The following is a 23687-nucleotide window of genomic DNA, read 5'->3' as shown; positions in this document are numbered from 1 at the left end:
ACCGGATTTCTATTGATTTAGCACATGAATCGTATGGCAAGCGACTAGCGCGGCCGTTTCCGTACGCAGCCGACTCTCTCCCAAAGAGATCGGCTCGAAGCCGTTCGCTTGAGCCAGTTTGATTTCTTCCGAGCTGAAATCACCTTCCGGCCCGATGAGGATTAAGGCGTTCTCTCCCGGCTGATAAATACGTTTCAACAGCGGTTTCTCGCCTTCCTCGCAATGGGCGATGAACTTACGTCCGTCAAAGGGAGTGGCGACAAACTTCTTGAACTCCGTCATTCCTTCTAACACCGGCAAAGTCGCTTTCCGGGATTGCTTCATGGCGCTGACCAATATCTTCTCCAATCGAAACGGCTTGATCTCTTTACGCTCCGAGAAACGACAATTCAGACAGGTGATCGCATTGATCCCTATCTCTGTCGCTTTCTCCACGAACCACTCCATTCGGTCCATGTTTTTAGTAGGAGCTACGGCTATATGGAGATTGAAGTTCCATAGATCGGGTTGTTTCCAACTCTCCAGGAGGGTCACCTCACAATGTTTGGGATGCGCCCGGCTGATAGCCGCTTTATAAAAAGAGCCTTGCCCATCCGTCAACAGTATCTCATCGCTTTCACCTAGACGAAGTACCCGTATACAATGTCCTGCTTCTTCTTCTGGTAACTCCGGGTTTGTTGCGATATCCGGTGTGTAAAAAATCTGCATATGATTTAATTCTCGATTACCCAAGGATCATACCAATTATAGTAGCTGATAACACAGAGACCAAGGCTCCGCCGATCATGGCCGGTACACCGATATGTGAAATCAGTCCTCGTTTCTCCGGGGCTAATACACCCAATCCGCCTAGTAAAATACCGATAGACGAGATATTAGCGAATCCACAAAGGATATAAGTAGACATCAAGATCGATTTCTCATACAAGAATAGTCCCGCATCTTTCCATTGTTGCAACTGGAAATAAGCGACAAATTCATTCAATATGGTCTTTTGCCCTAATAGAGAACCTACCAACATGATATCCTGGCCGGGAACCCCGATCAGCCACATGAAAGGAGACGCTATCACGCCCAGTATAAACTGGAAGGTCAAGCCTCTTGCTTTGCCATTGGAGATCTCCGCGATCCAGTCGTTCAATCCGGTATAACGTCCTATCACGCCTTCCGTGATATAGTTCGCTAACGCTACGAGGGATATGAATACCAATAACATCGCGGCGATATTCGTCATTAACTTTACGCCGGTAACCGTACCTGACGAGATGGCATCTAAAATATTCGAGTTCTCTTTTTCCTTGCCGTAGACAGCTACATGATCCGTAGCTTCTTCTGTCTGCGGACAAAGCATCTTCGCTAAAACGATGGAGCCCGGTACCGCCATCACGGAGGCCGAGAGCAAGTGAGTGGCGAATAAGACCTTTGCCGCCGGGTCTGTTCCTCCCAACATGCCGATGTAAGTACCCATTACCGAACCGGCGATCGTTCCCATCCCGGATACCATGACCAGGAATATCTCCGAACGATTCATCGTCGGCAGGTATCTCTTGATCAACACCGGAGATTCCGTCATTCCCATAAAAATATTACCGGCAGCCACTAATCCCTCCGATCCGGATATATTCATGAATTTACGCAATACCCACGCAAAGGCACCGACTACTCTCTGGATAATCCCCCAATGGTAAAATATGGAAACCAAGGCAGAGAAGAATATAACGATCGGTAATGAATGAAGCAAGAAACTGAATCCGCCCACTTTAGAGGCGTACGGACCTAATAAGAAAGTAAGACCGGCATCGGTGAAGTCCATCAATTTGACAAATATCTTACCGCATCCCTCCAATAGGTTCCCGACGAATGGCACATATAAAACCGCCAAGGCGAATACGATCTGCATGAACAAACCGCCACCTACTAACTTCCAATCGATCCGTTTACGGTCATAACTCATCGCGTAGGCGATACCTAAAATCGTAATGATCCCAAGCAGGCCTCTTAACAGTGAGACCAGTCCGAATCCTCCTTGTTCCCCCATCATTTGTTTGTGTCCTCCTCTTCTTCTCGACGGCGCAACTCGTCTTTATACATTTTCGCGTATTCGTAATTCTCGTCTACTATAGCGTCTTTCAATCGTTCCTTTACATCTTGAGTATTCAATAGGCCTAGCCATTTCTTTAACCGGGCCTCGTCTTTAATCTCATCCGGCTCTAATTCTAATAAAGCGTTATCCTCCTCTGAATGGTCTGTCGGAGGGGCTAGGAGATCCAGTACGACACCGCATTCCTTTACAATCTCCTCGGAGATAAATATGTCGCAATTGATCCGGAGCGCTATGGCGATGGCATCGGAAGTACGGGAATCCAGCTTTATCGATCGCTCTCCGTCGCTAAACTCCAATTCAGAGTAAAATACACCATCCTCGAATTTGTATATATAGACTTGCTTTAGAATGACGTTGAACGCTTGCGCGAAAGTGGCGAATAGGTCATGTGTTAATGGACGAGGAGGTGCGATATGTTCTAAAGCGATCGCTATAGACTGCGCCTCAGCGGTTCCGACGATGATTGGGATTCGCCGCGGACCATTTTCCTCAGCCAAAATTAACGCATAAGCCCCAGACTGAATTTGGCTGTTCGTTAATCCTTGGACCCTTAATTTTATTCTTGTACTCACAAAACCGAAATTTAAAGTTGTATACAAAAGCAAAAGTAATATTATTTTCGGGATTATCGTAAATAGATGCGATTAATCACTTTCCGTGTGTTTGGGGCTGAGGGGAAGGACAATGGAAAAACGGCTTCCTTTTCCTACTTCGGACTCTACGGCGATATACCCATCGAAACGTTCGGCTATCACTTTGCAAATGGATAGTCCCAAGCCGGTACCTTTGGTGAATTCATCCAGTTTCGTGAAACGATTGAAAACGGCGTCTTGCTTTTCCTTGGGGATACCAATGCCGGTATCTTCCACGAAAATATGTACTTGCCGCTCTTTCTCTTGATATGCATAACCAATTAATATATATCCCGCTTGCGTGAATTTGATGGCGTTGCTGAGGAAGTTGGTAATCACTTGTGTCAACCGAAGCTTGTCCGTGAGAATGGATATGCTTTTTTCCGGTATTTGCATACGCAGTTCCACGTTCTCTGACATTAAAACCTTGAAAGTCTGGTGAATTGTGCTTATTAATTCGTTTAGGGAATATTGCTGGAAAGAGAATGACATACGCCCCGATTCGATACGGGAAAGGTCTAAGATGTCATTGATAAGGTTCAATAACAGATCGCTGTTTGTATTGATTAACTCGGTAAAGTTTTCCCGTTCTTCCTTACTGAGTTCGATGTCTGTGTTCATAAGGTTCGAGAAACCGACAATAGCGTTCAATGGAGTCCGTATCTCATGACTCATATTCGCTAAAAATGCCGATTTCATCTGGTCGGACTCTTTAGCCTTCTCCAGGGCTATTTCGAGCTCCTTGTTCTGTCTTACCAAATTGGCTTGCGCTAGCTTCTTGTATTTCTGTTCTCTGGAATATAGCCTCCATAGCCCCGTGGCAACGATATTGATAAAGACGAACGCTACACTAATGAAAGCGATCAGCTCTTTCTTGTATAGTTCGTAAAAAGGTACATTGACTAAACGGACATAAGAAGGGATCTTCTCGATAGGTATTCCCCACGCTTTTAGGGCATGCCATACGAGGATATGTTCTTTACTGCTTTCTTGGATCGGAATATCTGCGATAGAAGTCCCCTTCAACACTAACGAAGCTATTTCCGCCTGTTCTCGCGCTTGTATTTCTACGGATGTGAAATAACCTCCGATGTATCGATTTTGTCTTTTTGCCGGATGATATTGAATCGGTTCGTAATGAGCGGAAAAGCTGGGATAATTGACTAATTGATAAAAAGCTTCGGAAGTATGATCGTATTTTATATCCAAATAAGTGCTTTGATCCAGAGTCCCGGACAAATTGAAGAGCAAAGAAGATCCCGGTAAAACTCTGTATGGGAGGATGTTTATTTTTGCGATACAATCTTTTCCCAGTAGCGACCGTGTCTGAGAGGCATCTTGAGTAAGGTTTATAAGTCTCCTTACAAATAGGCTGTCATTTGTTCCAATTTTATCCAATGCCAGCCCCTGAATTTTAAGGCGGATTATCTCTATTTCCGAGTGCCCTTGTATTTGTTGCCAGAAGTCAGCGAAAGATTTTCTTCCAAGGACTGTCCGATCGCAAGGAATATGGATTTGTAATACTCCAAATAATTTGTGTATAAATTCTATATTCTCGATAAAGTCTTGTTTGTCGTGTAGTCCGGTAACATTGGGGTACTTCTTTAAAAGCGGCCAATTCGGATAATTTACACCGGCGAAGACAATCGGTATCTCTTTTAGATACGGATGCCCGCAAGCTAATAGAGAGTAGCAAGCTTGATCATCGTTCACTAATATGATATCAGGTTTAACCTTCTTGATCGAATCCATATAACTATACATTCGGGCTATTTCAGCGCTATCCAGGTATTGTTCGCAATCTAGGTAGAATGTATGAATCTCCGGGTCTATTTTTTGCTTATTGAAAGTTTGTTTCAGTACTTCATTAAAAATCGGGTAGGTATCTTTCTTTTGCTCGAAAGAATGGATAAGTACGACTCTTTTTTCTTCTTGTTCTTGGCAACCTAGGGTTAACAAAGAGACAAGAACTAGGAATGGGGCCAAAATCAAATACGTATGTGTGTGTTTCATGATTCCTAATGGATAAATCTTTCGCAAAGGTAGAAGTTTTTTTGATTATCAAAGCAAAAAAAAAATAACCATCCGTCACGGATGACCAATCTCCATTGCTAACCTTAAATCTGATGCCATGAAAAAACACGGTGCAAATATATAGTATTAAATTAGTTAGTCGTTCGTGATAAATAATGTTCGATCTGCTGAAAAGTAGCCTCTTTCAACAATACTTTCTTCTCCTTGTTCAACAGGTGTAATGTGGATATCTTTTGATTGCGTTGACCACTGCATGCATTGACGGCCAACGTCAACAATAAAACATATAGATATTTCATGTTCATTCATATATTGATGTTCCGATCCGCGGATATAGAGTATTATTCTTATCTTTTTCGGTGGGTTTCGGTATAAACTATGTACTTTCGCGAACGAAATCAAATAATGATAAGTTATACTAAATAAATCAGTAGTTATGTTTAGCGAAAAACGAGGTGACGTATTACATGGTGTCTTGCTGATAGCCCTTTTCTCATGTTCCGCATTCTATATCGCGGAGTTCCAGTTTATTAAACAATTGTCAATCAGTCCGCTGATTGTCGGTATTATTTTAGGTATGTTATACGCCAACAGCCTGAGAAACCATTTGCCGGAGACGTGGGTCCCGGGTATCCTGTTTTGTACTAAGCGCGTACTCCGTGCGGGTATCGTGCTATATGGGTTTAAGCTGACCTTCCAGAGCGTGATTGCGATCGGCCCTCCGGCAATCTTGATCGATATGGTGATCGTGGTGCTTACCCTCTTGATCGGCGTTTGGGTGGGGCGATTGATGAAGATGGATAAAGACCTTGCTTTACTGACCGCCACGGGTAGCTCTATTTGCGGGGCTGCCGCGGTATTGGGCGCTGAACCGGTCGTGAAGTGTGAGGCTCATAAGACGGCGGTTGCCGTATCGACAGTCGTGATTTTCGGTACGCTTTCTATGTTTATTTATCCGGTGATGTACCGTGCGGGTATTCTTGATTTAGACTCGGAGCAAATGGGCCTTTATACGGGTGCGACCTTGCATGAGGTAGCTCATGTGGTAGGAGCCGGTAACGCTATGGGAAAGGAAATCTCGGATGTGGCTATTATCGTGAAAATGATTCGTGTGATGATGTTAGCACCTGTGTTGGTGGCCATGAGCTTCATGTTGGCTCGAACCGCCGCGAAGTCCGTGGTTAACGGGAGAAGGAATGGTGGAGGCGTTGCCCATTCTCGCGGTAAGATCACTATTCCTTGGTTTGCGTTTGGTTTTTTGGCCGTGATTGGTTTCAATTCGCTCGACTTGCTTCCTCATGCGGTGGTAGATGGGATCAATCAGGTAGATACATTCATGTTGACAATGGCCATGACTGCGCTTGGTACGGAGACTAGTGTCGAGAAATTTAAGAAAGCTGGCGCTAAGCCCTTTGTTTTGGCCGCTATCTTATATGTCTGGTTACTAGCTGGTGGTTATTTGTTGGCGAAATATGTGCCTCAACTTGCATAAGACCGTATTTTCCGCTACTTTTGCGATCTCAAAAAGGTCGTTGTGGATAAGATGAGTCTCTTGTCTATACCGTGAAATATAAAAAGATGGCATCAAAGATTACAAAAGGTATCCTTATTTCTTGTTGGATAGTATACCTCGCTATGTTAGGGGCGGTGGTAATGGTGTTTATGGCGATAGCGAATGGTTCAATTGGTTATATGCCTCCGGTGGAACAATTGGAGAACCCGATTGATAAATACGCTTCCCAAGTTATCTCCTCGGACGGAAAGGCGCTGGGAGCCTATGCGCATAGCAAGGACAATCGTATTTACGTGAACTACGAGGATCTTTCGCCGGATTTGGTGAAAGCCCTGATCGCCACCGAGGATATCCGGTTTGCCGAACATAGCGGTATCGATGCGCAGGGCTTGTTCCGTGCCATCGTGAAGCGGGGTATCTTGATGCAAAAAAGCGGCGGTGGCGGTAGTACCATTACCCAACAATTAGCGAAACAATTATTCTCGCCGAGTGCCGATAATGTGATGGAACGTCTCTTCCAGAAACCGATTGAATGGGTGATCGCCGTTCAATTGGAACGCTATTATACGAAGGAGGAGATCATAAATATGTATCTGAATAAGTTTGATTTCTTGTACAACGCCGTGGGAATCCAATCTGCGTCTCGCGTGTATTTCGGGAAGACGCCTAAAACCTTGAAGATCGAGGAAGCCGCCACGTTGGTAGGCATGTGCAAGAACCCTTCTTATTTCAACCCGGTTCGCCATAACAAGCGTACCGTCGGTCGTCGTAATACGGTTTTGGAACAGATGGAAAAGGCCGGGTACATAACCAAGGCGGAATGTGATTCGTTGAAGGTTTTGCCCTTGGTCGTACATTTTACCCGTATGGACCATAAAGACGGTTTGGCTCCTTACTTCCGCGAATACCTTCGTCTGACAATGACCGCGAAGAAACCGGAGCGTAAGGATTACGCCTCTTGGCAATCCCAAAAATTCAGTGAGGACTCGTTATCTTGGGCTACGAATCCGTTATATGGATGGTGTAACAAAAATAAAAGGGCCGATGGAGAATACTATAACCTGTATACGGATGGCCTGAAAATCTATACGAGCATCGACTCTCGTATGCAGAAATATGCGGAAGACGCTGTTCGCGAACATATGAGCAAGGATCTTCAACCGGCTTTCTTCCGGGAAAAGAAGGGACGTAGTTATGCCCCGTTCTCGAAAGATGTAAGTGCCGGTCAAGTGGACACGATGCTGATGCGTGCGATGCACCAGACGGATCGCTACCGGGCGATGAAAAAGATCGGAATGACTGAGGCCGATATGCGCAAGGAGTTTGAGAAGCCTGTCGATATGCGTGTGTTTAGTTGGAATGGTCCGATCGATACGATCATGTCTCCCTTGGACTCGATTCGCTATCATAAGAGCTTCTTGCGTTCGGCGTTTATGTCGATGGACCCTCGCACCGGACAGGTCAAGGCGTATGTGGGTGGTATTGACTATAATGACTTCCAATATGATATGGTGAATGGCGGTCGCCGTCAGGTCGGTTCTACCATGAAACCGTTCCTTTATTCGTTGGCGATGATCGAGGGGATCAGTCCTTGCGACCAGATGCTGCATGTGCAGCAACAGTTGATGGATGAGAACGGACGTTTGTGGATTCCTCGTAACTCCAGCGCTAAACGGATCGGCGAGATGGTCACGATTAAATGGGGGTTGCAGAACTCGGATAACTGGGTAACCGCTTATCTGATGAGCCAGCTCTCACCTTATACGTTTGTTCGTTTGCTTCATTCTTTCGGCTTGAAGAATCATATCGATCCGGTTATCTCGGTCTGTCTGGGTACTCCGGATGTATCGGTGGGTGAGATGGTCGGGGCCTATACGGTATTTGCCAACAAGGGCATCCGGGTAGAGCCTTTATTCGTGACCCGTATAGAAGATTCCTACGGAAATACGATTGCGAACTTTACCCCACAGATGAGTGAGGTGCTGACAGAAGATGCTTCTTACAAGATGCTACACATGTTGAAAAGCGTGATCGATGGTGGTACCGGAGGACGTATACGTTTCCGCTATGGAATTAAGGCGGAGATGGGTGGCAAGACCGGAACGACCCAGAATAACTCCGATGGTTGGTTTATGGGATTTACGCCAAGCTTGGTCTCCGGCTGCTGGGTAGGAGGTGAGGATCGTTCTATCCATTTCGACCGCTTGGCGGAAGGACAGGGAGCGAGTATGGCGTTACCGATTTACGCCCTTTACATGCAAAAGGTTTATAAGGATAAGACGTTAGGCTATTCGGAAGACGAAAGCTTCGAGATCCCCGAGAAATACGCGAACCCCTGTAGCGAAGGAGCTGAGGAAGATGGCTCTACGACTCCACCGGATACAGGAGGCATCGATAAGATGTTTGAGTAATAATCATCAGATGATTATGGTTTCTTGAAATTCCCCATAAGGGAGGCTCTCGTTTTCTGTGGGGAAATCTTCGTTTCCTTATAGCGAAACGGAAGTCTCTTCAGCCGGAAACTTTCGTTTCTTCCAATAGAAACTGCTGCTGTCTTTGTGGAAAATAGAAAGCGCTACTGATTCTTTTTTTAAATTTTTTGTTATACTAAGAATTAATAGTTAATTTTGTGACTGTTAATCTTAAAAAAAGGAGGCGCTATATGGACCGTTGTAAAATGATTTCTCGGCTGGAAGATCCGTCTGAAGTTTTTGATTTTCTTGTGATCGGAGGAGGGGCTACCGGTATAGGCATCGCTTTGGATGCTTCGACAAGAGGATATAAGGTCGCTTTATTCGAACAATTGGATTTTACGAAAGGGACTTCCAGCCGTAGCACGAAGTTGGTTCATGGTGGTGTCCGTTATTTGGCGCAAGGAGATGTCTCCTTGGTTTTGGAAGCCTTGCGGGAACGAGGCCTGCTACGCCAGAACGCCCCCCATTTGGTAAAAGATCAAACCTTCTTAATCCCTTGCTATCGGTGGTGGGAAGGCCCGTTTTATACGATGGGCTTGATCCTATATGATGTGATGGCCGGGAAATTAGGTCTGGGACGTTCGGTTTGTATTGGCCCGAAACGAGCGCTCCGTACGATTCCGATGCTTCGCCCGAAAGGGATGACCGCCGGGGTGCTTTATCATGACGGTCAGTTTGATGATTCCCGTCTCGCGATTAATATGGTCCGCAGCTCTATCGATGCGGGTGCTTGTATCTTGAACTATGCGAAAGTCATAGGGCTTCTGAAAGACGACGACCATAAAGTATCCGGTGTTACGGTTCGAGATGAGGAGACGGGTGCGATTTATCAAGTAAAATCCCGTTGCGTGATTAACGCTACCGGTGTCTTCGCCGATGAGATCTTGCAAATGGACGAGCCGGGTAAACGCCCGACAGTTCGTCCTAGCCAAGGAGTCCATCTGGTATTGGATTCCTCTTTCTTGCAAAGTGATTGTGCCATTATGATTCCTAAGACGTCGGATGGACGTGTGTTATTCGCCGTACCTTGGCATGGCAAAGTTGTGGTAGGAACAACGGATACCTTGATGGAATCGCCGGAAGAAGAACCGGTAGCCTTGGAGAAAGAAATCCAATTTATACTCGATACGGCCGCTAACTATCTGACCCGGCCACCCAAGCGAAGCGATGTCTTATCCGTGTTCGCGGGGCTTCGTCCGCTCGTCGCTCCCCGTAGCGAGGGTAAAAAGACAAAAGAGATATCGCGTAGCCATAAATTGATCCGGGAGAAATCAGGTTTGATCACTGTTATCGGTGGTAAATGGACAACCTATCGGAAAATGGCCCAAGATACCTTAGACCTCGCTATACGTTATATGCATGTTCCTACAAAAGATTGTATTACAGAGAGCTATCAAATACATGGTAGCCGTAAGAATCCGGACTTCTCCGATCCTTTATACGTATATGGTACGGATGCCGACGAAATCCGTAGCTTAGTGGCCTCTTCCCCCGCCATGGCGGAGAAGTTGCATCCGGACTATGCCTATACAGTAGGAGAGGTAACTTGGCTGGTTCGTAATGAGATGCCTCGTACGTTGGAGGATGTATTGGCCCGCCGTTTGCGTATCTTATTCTTAGACGCACGGGCGGCGATGGCGATGGCTCCTAAAGTAGCGGGGATTCTGGCCGCGGAATGGGGGAAGGACGAGGCTTGGATCTCCGCGCAGGTAAAGGCGTTTAATGAGGTTGCCTCGAATTATATACTGAATTGACAAATTGATAAACGATACGAATCTAGAAGGATATGAATTTTCGAAATAAATATGTGTTGGCAATCGATCAGGGAACCACTAGCTCCCGGGCGATTCTGTTTAATCATCAAGGGACTATTATTACGTTGGCTCAGAAACCATTCCAACAGTATTTTCCTAAACCGGGCTGGGTAGAGCACGACCCGAATGAGATCTGGTACACCCAATCGTCTGTCATCAAGGAGGCGATGGCGAAAGCGGATGTCACGGATAGCCATATCGCCTGTATCGGAATCGCTAACCAGCGGGAGACTACCATCATCTGGGACCGGGAGACGGGTTTTCCCGTATACAACGCGATTGTATGGCAAGACCGCCGTACGGCGGATTATTGCGAGGAACTTAAATCGCAAGGCTGGGCGGAACGTATCTTGCAAAAGACCGGATTGGTGATCGACGCTTATTTCTCCGCCACGAAGATAAAATGGGTGTTGGATAACGTAAAGGGCATCCGGGAGCGTGCGGAGCGAGGAGAGCTATGCTTCGGTACGGTAGATACTTGGCTGGTTTGGAAACTTACCCGGGGCGCTCAATTCATCACGGATGTGACGAACGCTTCCCGTACCATGCTTTTCAATATCCGTACGTTGCAATGGGACCAAGAGTTATTAGACTTGTTTACGATACCTGCCTCGATGTTACCGCAAGTGAAAGCTTGTAGCGAGGTTTACTGCGAGACATCAACTCCTATCTTTAAGAAAGGCATTCCGGTATCCGGTATGGCCGGCGACCAGCAGGCGGCTTTGTTCGGGCAGTTATGCGTAGAGGATGGCATGATCAAGACAACCTACGGAACCGGTTGCTTTATGATCCTGAATACCGGCAAGGAACCCGTTCTTTCCCAGAATAACCTATTGACAACGATCGCGTGGAAATTGGGGGATCAGACGACCTATGCGTTGGAAGGTAGTGTCTTTGTGGGAGGCGCCGTGATTCAATGGTTGAGGGATGGAATCGGCTTGATCCCGAATGCCTCGATTACGGAACAGATGGCGAAATCCGTTTACGATAATGGCGGCGTCTATTTTGTTCCGGCGTTAACGGGCCTAGGCGCGCCGTATTGGGATCAATACGCGCGCGGCGCTATCATCGGGATAACCCGCGGAACTACGGCGGCCCATTTAGCCCGTGCGGCCTTGGAGGGCATCTGCTATCAAGTATATGATGTATTGACGGCCATGGAAAACGATATTCACGCCAAGCCGAAAGAAATCCGGGTAGATGGCGGCGCTATCGCTAATAATTTCTTGATGCAATTCCAGTCTGATATCTGTCGCTATCCGGTCGTACGTCCGAATGTATTGGAGACGACTGCTTTGGGAGCCGCTTATTTGGCGGGTTTGGCGATTGGTTATTGGAAGGATATTGATGAACTGAAAGAACAATGGTGTTTGGATAAGGTCTTTAACCCACAAATGAAAGAGGATACCGCCCGTAAATTATTGAACGAATGGCACAAGGCGGTGGGGCGTTCTCAGAATTGGGTCGAATAATGAAAATTATCTTATAGGTACATTAACAAATTCTTAAATTATTATCTTATGTCTCCATTTTTAGCGGAATTATTAGGAACTATGCTCTTGATCCTAATGGGGGGAGGAGTTGTCGCGAATGTCTGTTTGTCGAAAACAAAAGGGCATGGAGCGGGCTGGGTAGCGATAACGACTGCTTGGGCTTTAGGTGTATTTATCGGTGTTGTGGTAGCCGGTCCTTATAGTGGCGCGCATTTGAATCCGGCGGTATCGATCGGATTGGCGATCGGAGGGACTTTCCCTTGGTGTGACGTATGTACTTATATAGTCGGGCAAATGATAGGCGCCGCTTTGGGCGCTTTATGGGTCTGGCTGGTTTATAAGGACCACTTCGACGCTACGGATGACCCGGATGCGAAGTTAGGCGTATTCTGTACGATCCCTGCTATTAAAGATTATCCCATTAATTTCTTAGGTGAGATGATCGGCACGTTCGCCTTGGTATTTGTCGTATTTTTTATAACGGATGGAGAACTAACCTACGAAAGCAACAGTACCTTGCCGATCGGTTTAGGTTCGGTAGGTGCCATTCCGGTAGCGTTTACAGTTTGGGTAATCGGCCTTTCCTTAGGAGGGACTACCGGTTATGCGATTAACCCTGCCCGTGATTTAGCTCCCCGGTTTATACACTTTCTATTGCCGATCAAGGGAAAAGGCAGCAGCCATTGGGAGTACGCATGGGTACCTGTTTTAGGGCCGATAGCTGGGGCCGCTATTGCCGGTATGCTCTATTATGTATTGAAGTAATCTCTTGTGTCATCACAAGTGGTTATCTCGGGAGGATGGATGGATGCTTGGTGTGACGGGTCGCGGAAAGAGAGTGCAAAGTGTAAATAAATAACCCGGGTTTTAATGAATGAATGGAGAAAAAAACTATATTTGCTCCCATTCGTTGAATCTAACTAATCAAAATGCCATGATTAACCGAGAATTGATTAATCCTCAAAGCATCGTAGTGGTGGGAGGTTCCAACAACGTACATAAACCGGGCGGTCGTATCGTGCGAAACCTGTTGGATGGGAAATATAAAGGAGAATTATGTGTGGTAAACGCCAAGGAGACAGACGTGCAAGGGGTCAAGTCCTATCCTTCTGTGCATGATATCCCGAAGACTGAGTTGGCGATCATCTCGATCCCGAGTAAATCGTGCCCCGAAGTGATGGAAGTGCTGGCCCGACAAAAGGAAGTAAAAGCTTTTATCGTGATCTCGGCCGGCTTCGGCGAGGAGACACACGAGGGTGGTATCTTGGAACAGCAGATGCTGGATGTCGTGAATGAGGCGGGAGCCTCCTTGATCGGCCCGAACTGCATCGGGTTGATGAATATGAATTATCATGGCGTGTTTACGCAACCGATACCGGAATTCCACCCCGATGGCGTGGATTTCATCTCTAGCTCCGGTGGTACGGCCCTGTTCATTATCGAGTCGGCGCTGACAAAAGGTTTGCGTTTCTCTTCCGTTTGGTCGGTTGGAAACTCCAAGCAGAATGGGGTGGAGGATATCCTCGAATATATGGATCGGAACTTTGATCCGGTATTGGATTCCAAGATCAAGATGTTGTATATCGAGCAAATCAAGCAACCTGATAAATTATTGTATCACGCGTCTTCCTTGATACGTAAGGGATGCAAAATCGCCGCTATCAAGGCAGGAAGCACGGAGTCGGGGAAGCGGGCGGCTTCCTCGCATACGGGCGCTATCGCCAGTTCGGACTCTGCCGTGGAGGCTCTGTTCCGTAAGGCGGGCGTCGTGCGTTGTTTCAGCCGAGAGGAATTGACTACCGTGGCGAGTATCTTTACCTTGAAAGAGGTGAAAGGGAAGAACTGTGCGATCGTGACACATGCCGGAGGCCCTGCGGTAATGCTGGCGGACGCTTTATCCAAGGGGCGCTTGAATGTTCCCAGCCTGGAAGGCCCCATCGCGGATGAGTTGAAATCCAAGCTGTATCCGGGTGCCGCTGTAGGTAATCCGATTGATATTATCGGTACGGGGACACCGGAACACCTGGCTACCGCCATCGATTTCTGTGAGAATCGTTTCGATAACGTGGATTTGATGATGGTCATCTTCGGTAGTCCCGGTTTGGTAAAACTGTATGATACCTACGAGGTACTTCATAAAAAGATGGAAGCGTGCAAGAAGCCGATCTTCCCGATATTACCATCTATCGTGACGGCCGGGCCGGAGGTGAAGAGCTTTGTCAAGAAAGGCCATGTGAACTTCTCGGACGAGGTGACACTGGGTACCGCCCTCTCACGGGTGATCAATACGCCGAAACCGATGAGTACGGACATTCAGCTGTATGGCGTGGATGTACCGGAAGTTCGTCGTATCATAGACCGATTGCCGGGTAGGGGATATTTAAATCCGGAGGAGGTGCGTACATTGTTGCGTGCCGCCAATATCCCGTTGGTAGAGGAATATGCCTCGGATGACAGGGACGCGCTGCTGGCTTTTGCCAAGAAGGTGAGATATCCGGTGGTAGCCAAGGTCGTGGGGCCTGTGCATAAGAGCGATATCGGAGGTGTAGCCTTGAACATCCGCGGAGAGGAGCATTTATTGTTCGAGTATGAGCGTATGATGCGTCTGCCGGGTGTCACGGGCGTCATGGTGCAACCGATGTTGAAGGGGCAGGAATTATTCTTGGGTGCCAAATACGAGGATCGTTTCGGCCATGTCGTGTTTTGCGGATTGGGGGGAATCTTCGTGGAGGTACTGAAAGATGTGTCTTATGGCTTGGCTCCGTTGTCATACGATGAGACTTATTCCATGATTCGTTCCTTGAGAGGGTATCCGATCATTAAAGGTACACGCGGGCAAAAGGGCATCGACGAGCGACAATACGCGGACATTATCGTTCGCCTCTCTACCTTGTTGCGTTTTGCCAGCGAGATAAAGGAGATGGATATAAATCCGTTGGTGGCTACGGATAGAGGCTTGTTCGCCGTGGACGCCCGTATCCGGATAGAGAAATCTTCCGATCGGTTGGCCTAAAAAACAAAAGAGCCAACCGATAAATGTGTCGGTTGGCTCTTCGCGGAAGCGGGGGGATTCGAACCCCCGGTACCCATACGGGTACGTCAGTTTAGCAAACTGGTGGTTTCAGCCACTCACCCACACTTCCTTGTGCGCTCGGTGCCTCTTCCCCGGAATCGCGTCGCAAAGGTAGAACTATATTTTAAATAAACAAGGCTTCGTGCGTCAATTTTTTTTCGGAAAAGATGCTATTTTTGTACCCTATTCTGATATTCAACAGATTATTCATGGATTTAAACAAACAAATTTTATCGAAGCGTTCGATAATCAGTGTCTTGATAGCGACGCTCGTTGTCGGGATAGGGGGTGGAGGCTTTTGGGCGTACCGTTTGGCCTGGGCACCGAATTTTAAGCCGGATAAGACGGTTTATGTCTACATAGATGATAAAAAGGATTTTGATGATCTTTGCCGGCAGCTAAGGGATTCGGCGAACGCGCTTCGTATCGGTAGCTTCAGGCGGTTGAGCGGGTTGTTGAAGTATCCCGCGTCCATGCGTACCGGTCGATACGCCGTGAAGCCTGGTATGAGTAATCGGGCCTTGTTGGATGATTTGCGGAGAGGGCATCAGACGGCGACCCGTGTCACGTTCAATAACCTCCGCCTCAAGGAGGATCTGGCGGAACGTATCGGTGATCAGTTGATGTTCGGGAAGGACGATCTCCTGCGCCTGTTGAATGATCCCGTGTATTGCGATTCGTTGGGCTTTACCCCGGAAACGGTCCCGGCTCTCTTCCTCCCGAATACCTACGAGGTTTATTGGAATATATCCGCGGATAAATTTATACGTCGCATGAAGCGTGAATATGACGCTTTCTGGACACCGGAACGCTTGAGAAAGGCAGGAGAGATCGGGCTTACTCCCGTCGAGGTGTCCATCCTGGCCTCTATCGTGGAGGAGGAGACGGCGGTATCGGACGAATATCCGGTCGTGGCGGGCCTCTATATCAACCGCCTCCATGCCGGTATCCCTTTACAGGCGGATCCTACCGTGAAGTTCGCGGTGGGGGATTTTTCCTTGCGACGTATCTTACTCGAGCATCTGGAGGTGGATTCTCCCTACAATACCTATAAACACCGGGGCCTGCCTCCCGGCCCGCTGCGGATTCCTACCCTCCGGGGCCTGGATAGCGTATTGGACTACGCGAGGCACAACTATTTATACATGTGCGCCAGGGAGGATTTCTCGGGACGGCATAATTTCGCCGCGACGTTGGCGCAGCACAATCGCAACGCCAACCGGTATCGGGCGGAGTTGAGCCGGAGAGGAATACGGTGAGGAATCCGGGAATGATGTTTGGCGGGCACGGGATCATTCATAATCCAAATTTTCTTACCTTTGGCCGCCAGATAGCGTGAATAGTCAATATCAAGAAAACAGATACACATGGGAAAACATTTATTTTTGGGGGACGAGGCCATAGCGCAAGCCGCTATAGACGCCGGCATCTCCGGGGTGTACGCCTACCCGGGCACCCCTTCTACCGAGATCACGGAATATATCCAAGGCTCGCCGATAACGAAAGAGAGGGGTATCCATTGCCGCTGGAGCGCGAATGAGAAGACCGCCATGGAGGCCGCCTTGGGTATGTGCTACGCCGGTAAGCGCGCGCTTTGCTGCATGAAACATGTCGGGCTGAATGTCGCCGCCGATTGCTTCATGAACGCCGCGATGAGCGGTATCCATGGCGGCATGATCATCCTTACGGCCGACGACCCATCCATGCACTCCTCGCAGAATGAGCAAGACAACCGCATTTACGGCAATTTCGCCATGGTCCCGACGCTCGAGCCCTCCAGCCAGCAGGAGGCTTACGACATGGTCTATCATGGATTCGAGCTGTCCGAGCAATTGGGGTATCCGATCTTGCTGCGGGTCACGACCCGCATGGCGCATTCTCGTGCCGGCGTCGTGACCGCCCCGCCGAGGCCGGAGAACCGGATGAGTTGCCCGGAAGACGGCCGTCAGCGCTTCATCCTGCTGCCGGCCTTGGCTCGTCAGCGCTTCAAGCGCCTGCTGGCGGCCCAGGCGGTTTTCACGGAGGCCTCCGAGCGTTCCGCCTACAACGCGTATTTCGATGCCCCGGACAAGGAGCTGGGTATCATCGCGACGGGTATCGCCTTCAATTATCTTTCCGAGAATTACCCGGGCGGTTTCGAGCATCCCGTATTGAAGATCTCTCAGTATCCGCTCCCGAGAAAGCAGGTGGAGAAGATTGCCGGCGAGTGCAAGGCGATCCTGGTGCTGGAAGAGGGGTATCCGGTCGTCGAGGAGCAATTGAGAGGCTTCTTGGCGAGAGGCGTGGCGGTTCACGGCCGCCTGGACGGCACGCTCCAGCGCGACGGCGAGCTTACGCCGGATGCCGTGGGCAAGGCCCTGGGGAAGGAGATCCGGAGCTATTACGCGGTCCCCGAGGTGGTCGAGCAGCGTCCGCCCGCGTTGTGCCAGGGTTGTGGACACCGGGATATGTACGAGGCCTTGAACGAGGTAGTCGCCGAGTATAACGGCGCGGCCAAGGTATTCGGCGATATCGGCTGTTACACCCTGGGCGCCCTGCCTCCTTACCGCGCGATCGACTCGTGCATCGACATGGGTGCCTCCATCACGATGGCGAAGGGCGCTTCCGACGCGGGCGTGTTCCCGGCGATCGCCGTGATCGGCGACTCTACGTTCACCCACTCCGGCATGACCGGCCTGTTGGATTGCGTGAATGAGAACACGAACATCACCATCGTCATCTCCGATAACGAGACGACGGCCATGACCGGGGGGCAGGATTCCGCCGGGACGGGGCGCCTGGAGTCTATCTGCGCCGGTATCGGCGTGGACCCGGCCCACATCCGCGTGATGGTCCCCCTGAAAAAGAACTACGAGGAGATGAAATCGATCATCCGCGAGGAGATCGCGTACAGGGGCGTATCCGTGTTGATCCCCCGCCGCGAGTGCATCCAGACATTAACCAGAAAGAAAAAAGCGAGCAAGAGATGAAAACAGATATTATACTATCAGGCGTAGGCGGGCAGGGTATCCTCTCTATCGCCGCCGTCATAGGGGAAGCCGCCTTGAAAGAGAACCTGTACATGAAGCAGGCGGAAGTGCACGGAATGAGTCAACGGGGGGGAGACGTGCAGTCGAACCTGCGCCTCTCCGACGAGCCGATCGCCTCGGACCTGATCCCGAAGGGCCGCGCCGATCTGATAATCTCCCTGGAGCCTATGGAGGGCTTGCGTTACCTGCCTTACCTGAAGCGGGAGGGTTGGCTGGTGACAAACTCCCGCCCGTTCGCGAACATCCCGAACTATCCGGAGATCGAGAGGGTGAACGCGGAGCTGGACAAGCTCCCGCGCAAGGTCGTGTTAGACGTGGAGGAGATCGCCCGGGAGGCGGGATCCGCCCGTGCCGCCAATATCGTGATGCTGGGAGCCGCCACCCCCTTCCTCGGAATCGATTACGACAAGATCGAGGCCGGGATCCGTCGGATATTCGGGCGTAAGGGCGAGGAGATCGTCCGGATGAACCTGAAGGCGTTGAAAGCCGGTTACGACTTGGCGCGAAACCTGCGGTAAGCGAAGCCGCCGAGGGCTCGGGAGGGCGCCGCGGGACGTTCGCAAGTCTTACGATTATGCAGTTAGATGAGAATTTTAATGTATATTTGTCGCGAAATCCTAAACGATAAACAATTAAGGTTATGAAGAAGTATTTATTGGCTAGTTTACTAGCGTTCGTAGTTTTCGCGGGCAGCGCGCGGGAGGACGATCCCGGTATCGTGAAGGTAGGCGACGCCATGCCGTCATTCACGATTATCTCCGACGACGGGAGCACGTTGCGGTCCGCCTCGTTAAGGGGGAAGGTGATCCTCGTGAATTTCTTCGCCACCTGGTGCCCCCCCTGCCAAAAAGAATTGGCCGCGTTCCAGCAAACCCTCTGGCCGAGATACAAGGACAACAAAGACTTCGTCCTCCTGGTGATCGGCCGCGAGCACTCCGATGCCGACCTTCGGAAGTATAACGAGCGAAAAGGCTTCGATTTCCCGCTGTATCCCGACAAGAGCCGGGCCATTTTCGGCGCCTTCGCCAAGAGCCTGATCCCCCGCGGCTACCTGGTCGGGAAAGACGGGAGGATCCTCTACGCGAGCGAGGGCTATACCGAGGAGGAATTTGCCGGGTTAATGACTAAAATAGAGGACGCGTTAAAACAAGAACCATGAGATACAGGAACGTACACTTAATTTATTTCTCCCCGACACACACCTCCGCCAAGATCGTCTACGCGATAGCGGAAGGGATGGGAGCCATCTCGATGTCCGAGTCCGACGTCACCCGCGAGGCCCCGGACAGCGAGGAGCATATCGATGACGAGCTGACGATCATAGCCGCCCCCGTATACGGTGGCCGTGTGGCGGAGACGGCCGCTGAGCGTCTCCGCATGTTCCGCTCCACCTACCACGCGCCGGCGGTCCCCGTGGTACTGTATGGGAACCGCGATTACGAGGATGCCTTGAGAGAGCTGTGCGATCTGGTGTCGGAGCAGGGCTTCGTGCCCGTGGCCGCAGCGGCCTTTATCGGCGAGCACTCCTTCAGCCGCGAGGGGATGCCCGTCGCCGAGGGGCGTCCGGACGAGTCGGACCTCGAGCAAGCCGCGGCCTTCGGGAGAAAGATTATCGAGAGGCTGGAGCAGGTCTCCTGCGTGGAATCCCTGTCCGCCTTGGAGGTAAGAGGCCACTTCCCGTACCGGGAGAAAAGCCCCTCCACCCCGCAGGCCCCGGTCACCGACAACGATGCGTGTACGCGATGCGGGTATTGCGTGGAGGTCTGCCCTACGCATGCGATATCCTCGCGTGACGGAGACCTGTATAGCGACCCCGAGCTGTGCATCAAATGTTGCGCCTGCGTGAAAGAGTGTCCCGAGGGCGCGCGAACCTTCGACACCCCTTATACGGCGATGCTGCACAAGAACTTCAGCGCGCGCCGGGAACCGGAGGTGTTCTTCTCGCGTTTCAACCCGTCGCGGGTACGCTCGTCCGAGGCGGAGACGAAACAGCGTTGAAACCGGGTGGCCGATTCCCTCGCCACCCTCGCGGCATGAAACTATTTTGAGATACTTTAATATGAGACGAGTTTATTCAATCGCCCTGTCGCTGCTGGTCGCTCTCGGCCTGTCGGCGACAACAAGGGAAGTCAAGTTGAGATTGGTGGAAACCAGTGATATCCACGGGAATTTCTTTCCGTATAACTTTATCGAGCAACGGGCGTGGGGCGGAAGCCTGGCCCGGGTCCACACCTTCGTGCAGCAAGAGCGCCGGGCGTACGGCGACAACCTCCTGCTGCTGGATAACGGCGATATCCTGCAAGGACAACCCATCGTGTATTATTACAATTTCATGGACACGGTCTCCACGCACCTGGCAGCCGCCATGATGAACTACATGGGCTACGACGCGGGAAATATGGGCAACCATGATATAGAGGCGGGCCCCGCCGTTTTCGATCGCTGGATCAGGCAGTGCGATTTCCCGATCCTGGGCGCGAATACGATCCGCACCTCCGACCGGGAGACCTATCTGAAGCCCTACGAGGTATTCGAGCGCGATGGCGCGAGGATCGTTGTCCTGGGCATGATTACCCCGGCCATCCCCGTCTGGCTGCCGGAGGCTCGCTGGCGAGGCCTTTACTTCGCCGACATGGAAGAGACGGCCCGTAAATGGATGAAGATCATTCGGGAGAAGGAGAAACCGGATGTCGTGGTAGGTATCTTCCACGCGGGCAGCGAGGCGCGCACCATGTCCGACCGCTACCGCGAGGATGCCTCGATGGAGGTCGCCCGGCGCGTCCCGGGCTTCGATGTGGTCATGATGGGGCATGATCATCGCCGGTATTGCGGGAAGGTGGCGAATAGCGAGGGCGATTCCGTGTTGCTGATAAATCCGGCGAGCAACGGGCGCATAGTCGGTACCGTCGATATCGTGTTGAAGATGGAGCATGGGAAGGTCCTGGACAAACACGTATCGGGCGTCTTGACAGATGTGGACAAGCTGGAGCCTAGCGAGGCGTTCATGGCAGAATTCGCTCCGCAATACAAAGCGGTGAACGATTTCGTCACCGAGAAGGTGGGGACCTTTACGAAGAGTATCGCGACCCGTCCCGCTTACTTCGGGCCATCTGCTTTCATCGATTTCATTCACTCCTTGCAATTGGAGCTGACCGGCGCGGACGTCTCCTTCGCCGCCCCGTTATCCTTTGACGCGAAAATAGAGAAAGGGGATATCACGATCAGCGATATGTTCAGCCTCTACAAATACGAGAATATGCTTTATACGATGAATCTGACGGGTGCCGAGATCAAAGGTTTCCTGGAGGAATCGTACGCCATGTGGACCAACCGGATGAAATCTCCGGACGATCCTGTCCTATTATTGAAAGAGAGCAAGAAAGGACAAGCGCGTCATGTCTCATTCGTCAACTTCAGTTTTAACTTCGACTCCGCGGCGGGTATCATCTACACCGTAGACGTAACGAAACCAAAGGGTGAGAAGATCACGATCCTGAGAATGGCGGATGGAAAGCCCTTCGACGAGCGTAAAACGTATAAGGTAGCTCTCAACTCTTACCGGGGTAACGGCGGAGGCGAGTTGTTGACGAAAGGGGCCGGCATTCCCCAAGACGAGTTGAAGAGTCGTATCATTCACTCGACCGATAAAGACCTCCGTTACTATATGATCCAATACATAAAGGAAAAGGGCGTACTTAGCCCGCAGCCTTTAAACCAATGGCAGATGATCCCGCGGGATTGGACGAGGCCGGCGTCGGAAAGGGACGCTAAGTCTCTATTCGGGGAATGAAGTCGTGTCTCCACGACTTCGTATTTCCCGCGATCCCGCGAGCGCGAAGCCGTTTTCTCGCCGTGATTCCCCCGGGCCGCCAGGGTCATGTCCGTCGTCCTTGTACGTGCGGGCATACCCATTAGCACTTCGTTACCTTTAATGGTAATAACATTCTCATAATACCCCTCTACCATCACATTTAAAACAAACGCCAAATTCATAATAGTGATATTTGGGTAAATAACCTGTCCCATTACATTTATCACAAGTACGAAGTTTATGTAATGGTTGGTTGTTTTCATCATAAAGAAAAACTTCATGTTCTAAATGTTCTTTCTCATGACAAGCACGACACAGTGTCATCAAATTATCATCTTCATATTCCCATGCTTTTCGGTTAACAATATATGCCTTATGATGTACATCCAAAAGTGGCAGCTTTGCATCTTTTTCAGATAAAATCAAGCTCTTATTACCGTATGATATTGAATAATAATCACAATTATTAAAACGAGAAGTTTGAAAATAAAATCCCATTAAACTTTCATACAAATTATGATTGCCTAAATTATTATCACACTCTAATAGATGTAAGTTTAATCCGTCTTTACAAAAATATCCTTCTTGAAAATCATGCAAATCAGAAATATTAGATCCAAAAATATAATGAGCTGGCCCTGCTATCATACTACATGTTACGATTGGATATAAATTTACCATAGAAAATTTCCTTATAGGATAATCTTCCCAATCAGTAATAATTTTAATATCCTGCTCTAATTTCAATTTTTCCATTTCAATATCAGAATTTTTCCAGAGATGGCTTTCTAATATTTTATCTATACGCTTATCCTTTATATAATCAAACAGATATTTTTTCTATATAATATTTTATAACAACTTTTCCCCATAATACCAAAAGAGCCACAATGTAAACAATGATATTTATCACGACTAAGAATATGAGAACGCTTGCGTTTCCATTCTTTAGATTTCAATTGTTCAATATAAGAAATTTCCATTTAATCCTTTTTCTACTATTTATATTATGAATCTGAAATAATGTATTGCACCACTCTCCCCTGCATCAATCTAAGTGGCATCGGCGTAAGGAGACTTTGCAAATATAAACAAATTTCGTCATCTTCCCCATAAATAACAATAAGTAATGTATAAAAACAAGTTTCCTCAATTATCGAGACGATACGGGAATATTCAGTTGGATATGTGCAGTCGTTAGAACAGTTTCTGAGAAACAGAAAGGAGATCCATGTAAAATAGGAAAGCGCCGGGCAGAGGCGGACGGAGGATAGGTCCGATGGGCCCGCCTCCGGGACATCGGTTTTAACCCACCAGGAGGTCATTGGGCTTTTCGGGTACAGTGCGTTTCCTGCTTCCGCGAGCCGGAGCGCCTCGACGCGCCACTGTATCTTGCGCAGACCGGAATTAAGGCGAAAACAAGAGCGTTTTTATGTATCTCGCCGACGCGTTTTCGTATACTTACGTCGGAGCAAGATGCCGAAAAAGCAGGTTTTTCGCTCACGGAATCGCCGGAAAAAACGTCTTTTCGAGATCACGGAGATCACGTCGGAACAGGTAAAAGCCAATTTCTTGCGCCCTGGGCAGGAGAAGGGGAACAGCGACCCTGAGAAACCCGAAAACGCTAAGGATCAAAAGGATAAGCCCGGATCAACGCCGCCTCCCTAAAGGGAGCCAGGGCGCAAAGGGCGCAAAATCAAGACCTCCGCT

At 49.4% G+C, this 23687-nt stretch carries 19 protein-coding genes and 1 tRNA gene; 13 read left to right on the top strand and 7 right to left on the bottom strand.

Translation table 11 applies throughout. The features are described from left to right. Positions 1-9: 9 nt before the first annotated feature. From G7Y39_RS10460 to G7Y39_RS13530, 5 genes are all read right to left on the bottom strand, one after another. Complete coding sequence (locus G7Y39_RS10460; protein ID WP_165157422.1) at positions 10-708, bottom strand: 16S rRNA (uracil(1498)-N(3))-methyltransferase; 699 nt, start codon at positions 706-708, stop codon at positions 10-12. A 16-nt stretch (positions 709-724) separates the two neighbouring features. After that, the gene (locus G7Y39_RS10455) at positions 725-2041 is read right to left on the bottom strand and encodes a NupC/NupG family nucleoside CNT transporter (RefSeq protein ID WP_165157421.1); all 1317 of its coding nucleotides are present in this window, start codon (positions 2039-2041) and stop codon (positions 725-727) included. Continuing rightward, positions 2038-2676, bottom strand: a complete 639-nt coding sequence (locus G7Y39_RS10450; protein ID WP_165157420.1) for a bifunctional nuclease family protein — start codon at positions 2674-2676, stop codon at positions 2038-2040. The genes G7Y39_RS10455 and G7Y39_RS10450 overlap by 4 nt, the downstream gene beginning before the upstream one ends. Positions 2677-2748: 72 nt before the next feature. Then, a complete protein-coding gene (locus G7Y39_RS13700) occupies positions 2749-4749 on the bottom strand; it encodes an ATP-binding protein (protein ID WP_241160000.1) in 2001 nt (666 codons plus the stop codon). Positions 4750-4905: 156 nt separating this feature from the next. Beyond that, complete coding sequence (locus G7Y39_RS13530; protein ID WP_206225161.1) at positions 4906-5079, bottom strand: hypothetical protein; 174 nt, start codon at positions 5077-5079, stop codon at positions 4906-4908. 127 nt (positions 5080-5206) lie between these two features. On the opposite strand from G7Y39_RS13530, the gene G7Y39_RS10435 reads away from it, so the two are divergent. The 6 genes from G7Y39_RS10435 (at position 5207) to G7Y39_RS10410 (ending at position 15077) form a co-directional block, all read left to right on the top strand. Beyond that, positions 5207-6262 carry a YeiH family protein gene (locus tag G7Y39_RS10435; protein WP_165157419.1) on the top strand — a complete coding sequence of 352 codons (1056 nt, stop codon included), beginning with the start codon at positions 5207-5209 and terminating at the stop codon, positions 6260-6262. Between the two features lie 86 nt (positions 6263-6348). Then, entirely contained in the window at positions 6349-8694 is a 2346-nt protein-coding gene (locus G7Y39_RS10430; protein ID WP_165157418.1) for a transglycosylase domain-containing protein, read from the top strand. Positions 8695-8945: 251 nt separating this feature from the next. After that, on the top strand, positions 8946-10511 hold the full coding sequence (locus G7Y39_RS10425) for a glycerol-3-phosphate dehydrogenase/oxidase (protein ID WP_165157417.1): 1566 nt from the start codon (positions 8946-8948) through the stop codon (positions 10509-10511). A gap of 32 nt (positions 10512-10543) precedes the next feature. Continuing rightward, positions 10544-12043: a glycerol kinase GlpK gene (gene glpK / locus G7Y39_RS10420; RefSeq protein WP_165157416.1), complete on the top strand. Its 1500-nt coding sequence runs from the start codon at positions 10544-10546 to the stop codon at positions 12041-12043. A gap of 48 nt (positions 12044-12091) precedes the next feature. After that, complete coding sequence (locus G7Y39_RS10415; RefSeq protein WP_165157415.1) at positions 12092-12829, top strand: MIP/aquaporin family protein; 738 nt, start codon at positions 12092-12094, stop codon at positions 12827-12829. Between the two features lie 169 nt (positions 12830-12998). Further along, complete coding sequence (locus tag G7Y39_RS10410; RefSeq protein ID WP_165157414.1) at positions 12999-15077, top strand: acetate--CoA ligase family protein; 2079 nt, start codon at positions 12999-13001, stop codon at positions 15075-15077. A 43-nt stretch (positions 15078-15120) separates the two neighbouring features. Here G7Y39_RS10410 and G7Y39_RS10405 read toward each other — a convergent pair. Continuing rightward, positions 15121-15207: transfer RNA gene (locus G7Y39_RS10405), tRNA-Ser, on the bottom strand. Positions 15208-15346: 139 nt separating this feature from the next. Between G7Y39_RS10405 and mltG the strand changes: the two genes are divergently transcribed. The 6 genes from mltG (at position 15347) to G7Y39_RS10375 (ending at position 21956) form a co-directional block, all read left to right on the top strand. Then, positions 15347-16396 carry an endolytic transglycosylase MltG gene (gene mltG / locus G7Y39_RS10400; RefSeq protein ID WP_165157413.1) on the top strand — a complete coding sequence of 350 codons (1050 nt, stop codon included), beginning with the start codon at positions 15347-15349 and terminating at the stop codon, positions 16394-16396. Between the two features lie 108 nt (positions 16397-16504). Beyond that, positions 16505-18106, top strand: a complete 1602-nt coding sequence (locus tag G7Y39_RS10395) for a thiamine pyrophosphate-dependent enzyme (protein WP_165157412.1) — start codon at positions 16505-16507, stop codon at positions 18104-18106. Next, positions 18103-18684: an indolepyruvate oxidoreductase subunit beta gene (locus G7Y39_RS10390; RefSeq protein WP_165157411.1), complete on the top strand. Its 582-nt coding sequence runs from the start codon at positions 18103-18105 to the stop codon at positions 18682-18684. The genes G7Y39_RS10395 and G7Y39_RS10390 overlap by 4 nt, the downstream gene beginning before the upstream one ends. Before the next feature lie 122 nt (positions 18685-18806). Further along, the gene (locus G7Y39_RS10385) at positions 18807-19325 is read left to right on the top strand and encodes a TlpA disulfide reductase family protein (protein ID WP_165157410.1); all 519 of its coding nucleotides are present in this window, start codon (positions 18807-18809) and stop codon (positions 19323-19325) included. Beyond that, positions 19322-20164: a 4Fe-4S binding protein gene (locus G7Y39_RS10380; RefSeq protein WP_165157409.1), complete on the top strand. Its 843-nt coding sequence runs from the start codon at positions 19322-19324 to the stop codon at positions 20162-20164. The genes G7Y39_RS10385 and G7Y39_RS10380 overlap by 4 nt, the downstream gene beginning before the upstream one ends. Before the next feature lie 61 nt (positions 20165-20225). Beyond that, positions 20226-21956: a bifunctional UDP-sugar hydrolase/5'-nucleotidase gene (locus tag G7Y39_RS10375; RefSeq protein ID WP_165157408.1), complete on the top strand. Its 1731-nt coding sequence runs from the start codon at positions 20226-20228 to the stop codon at positions 21954-21956. Between the two features lie 156 nt (positions 21957-22112). On the opposite strand, the gene G7Y39_RS10370 is transcribed toward G7Y39_RS10375, so the two are convergent. Then, positions 22113-22733 carry an HNH endonuclease gene (locus G7Y39_RS10370; RefSeq protein ID WP_165157407.1) on the bottom strand — a complete coding sequence of 207 codons (621 nt, stop codon included), beginning with the start codon at positions 22731-22733 and terminating at the stop codon, positions 22113-22115. Between the two features lie 720 nt (positions 22734-23453). Between G7Y39_RS10370 and G7Y39_RS10365 the strand changes: the two genes are divergently transcribed. Then, on the top strand, positions 23454-23645 hold the full coding sequence (locus tag G7Y39_RS10365) for a hypothetical protein (protein WP_165157406.1): 192 nt from the start codon (positions 23454-23456) through the stop codon (positions 23643-23645). Positions 23646-23687 lie beyond the last annotated feature (42 nt).

The sequence above is a fragment of the Parabacteroides sp. ZJ-118 genome (genome assembly GCF_011038785.1).
GTDB lineage: Bacteria > Bacteroidota > Bacteroidia > Bacteroidales > Tannerellaceae > Parabacteroides.
Note: the sequence above shows the minus strand (reverse complement) of the source record. Positions and strands in the feature narration are given on the sequence as shown.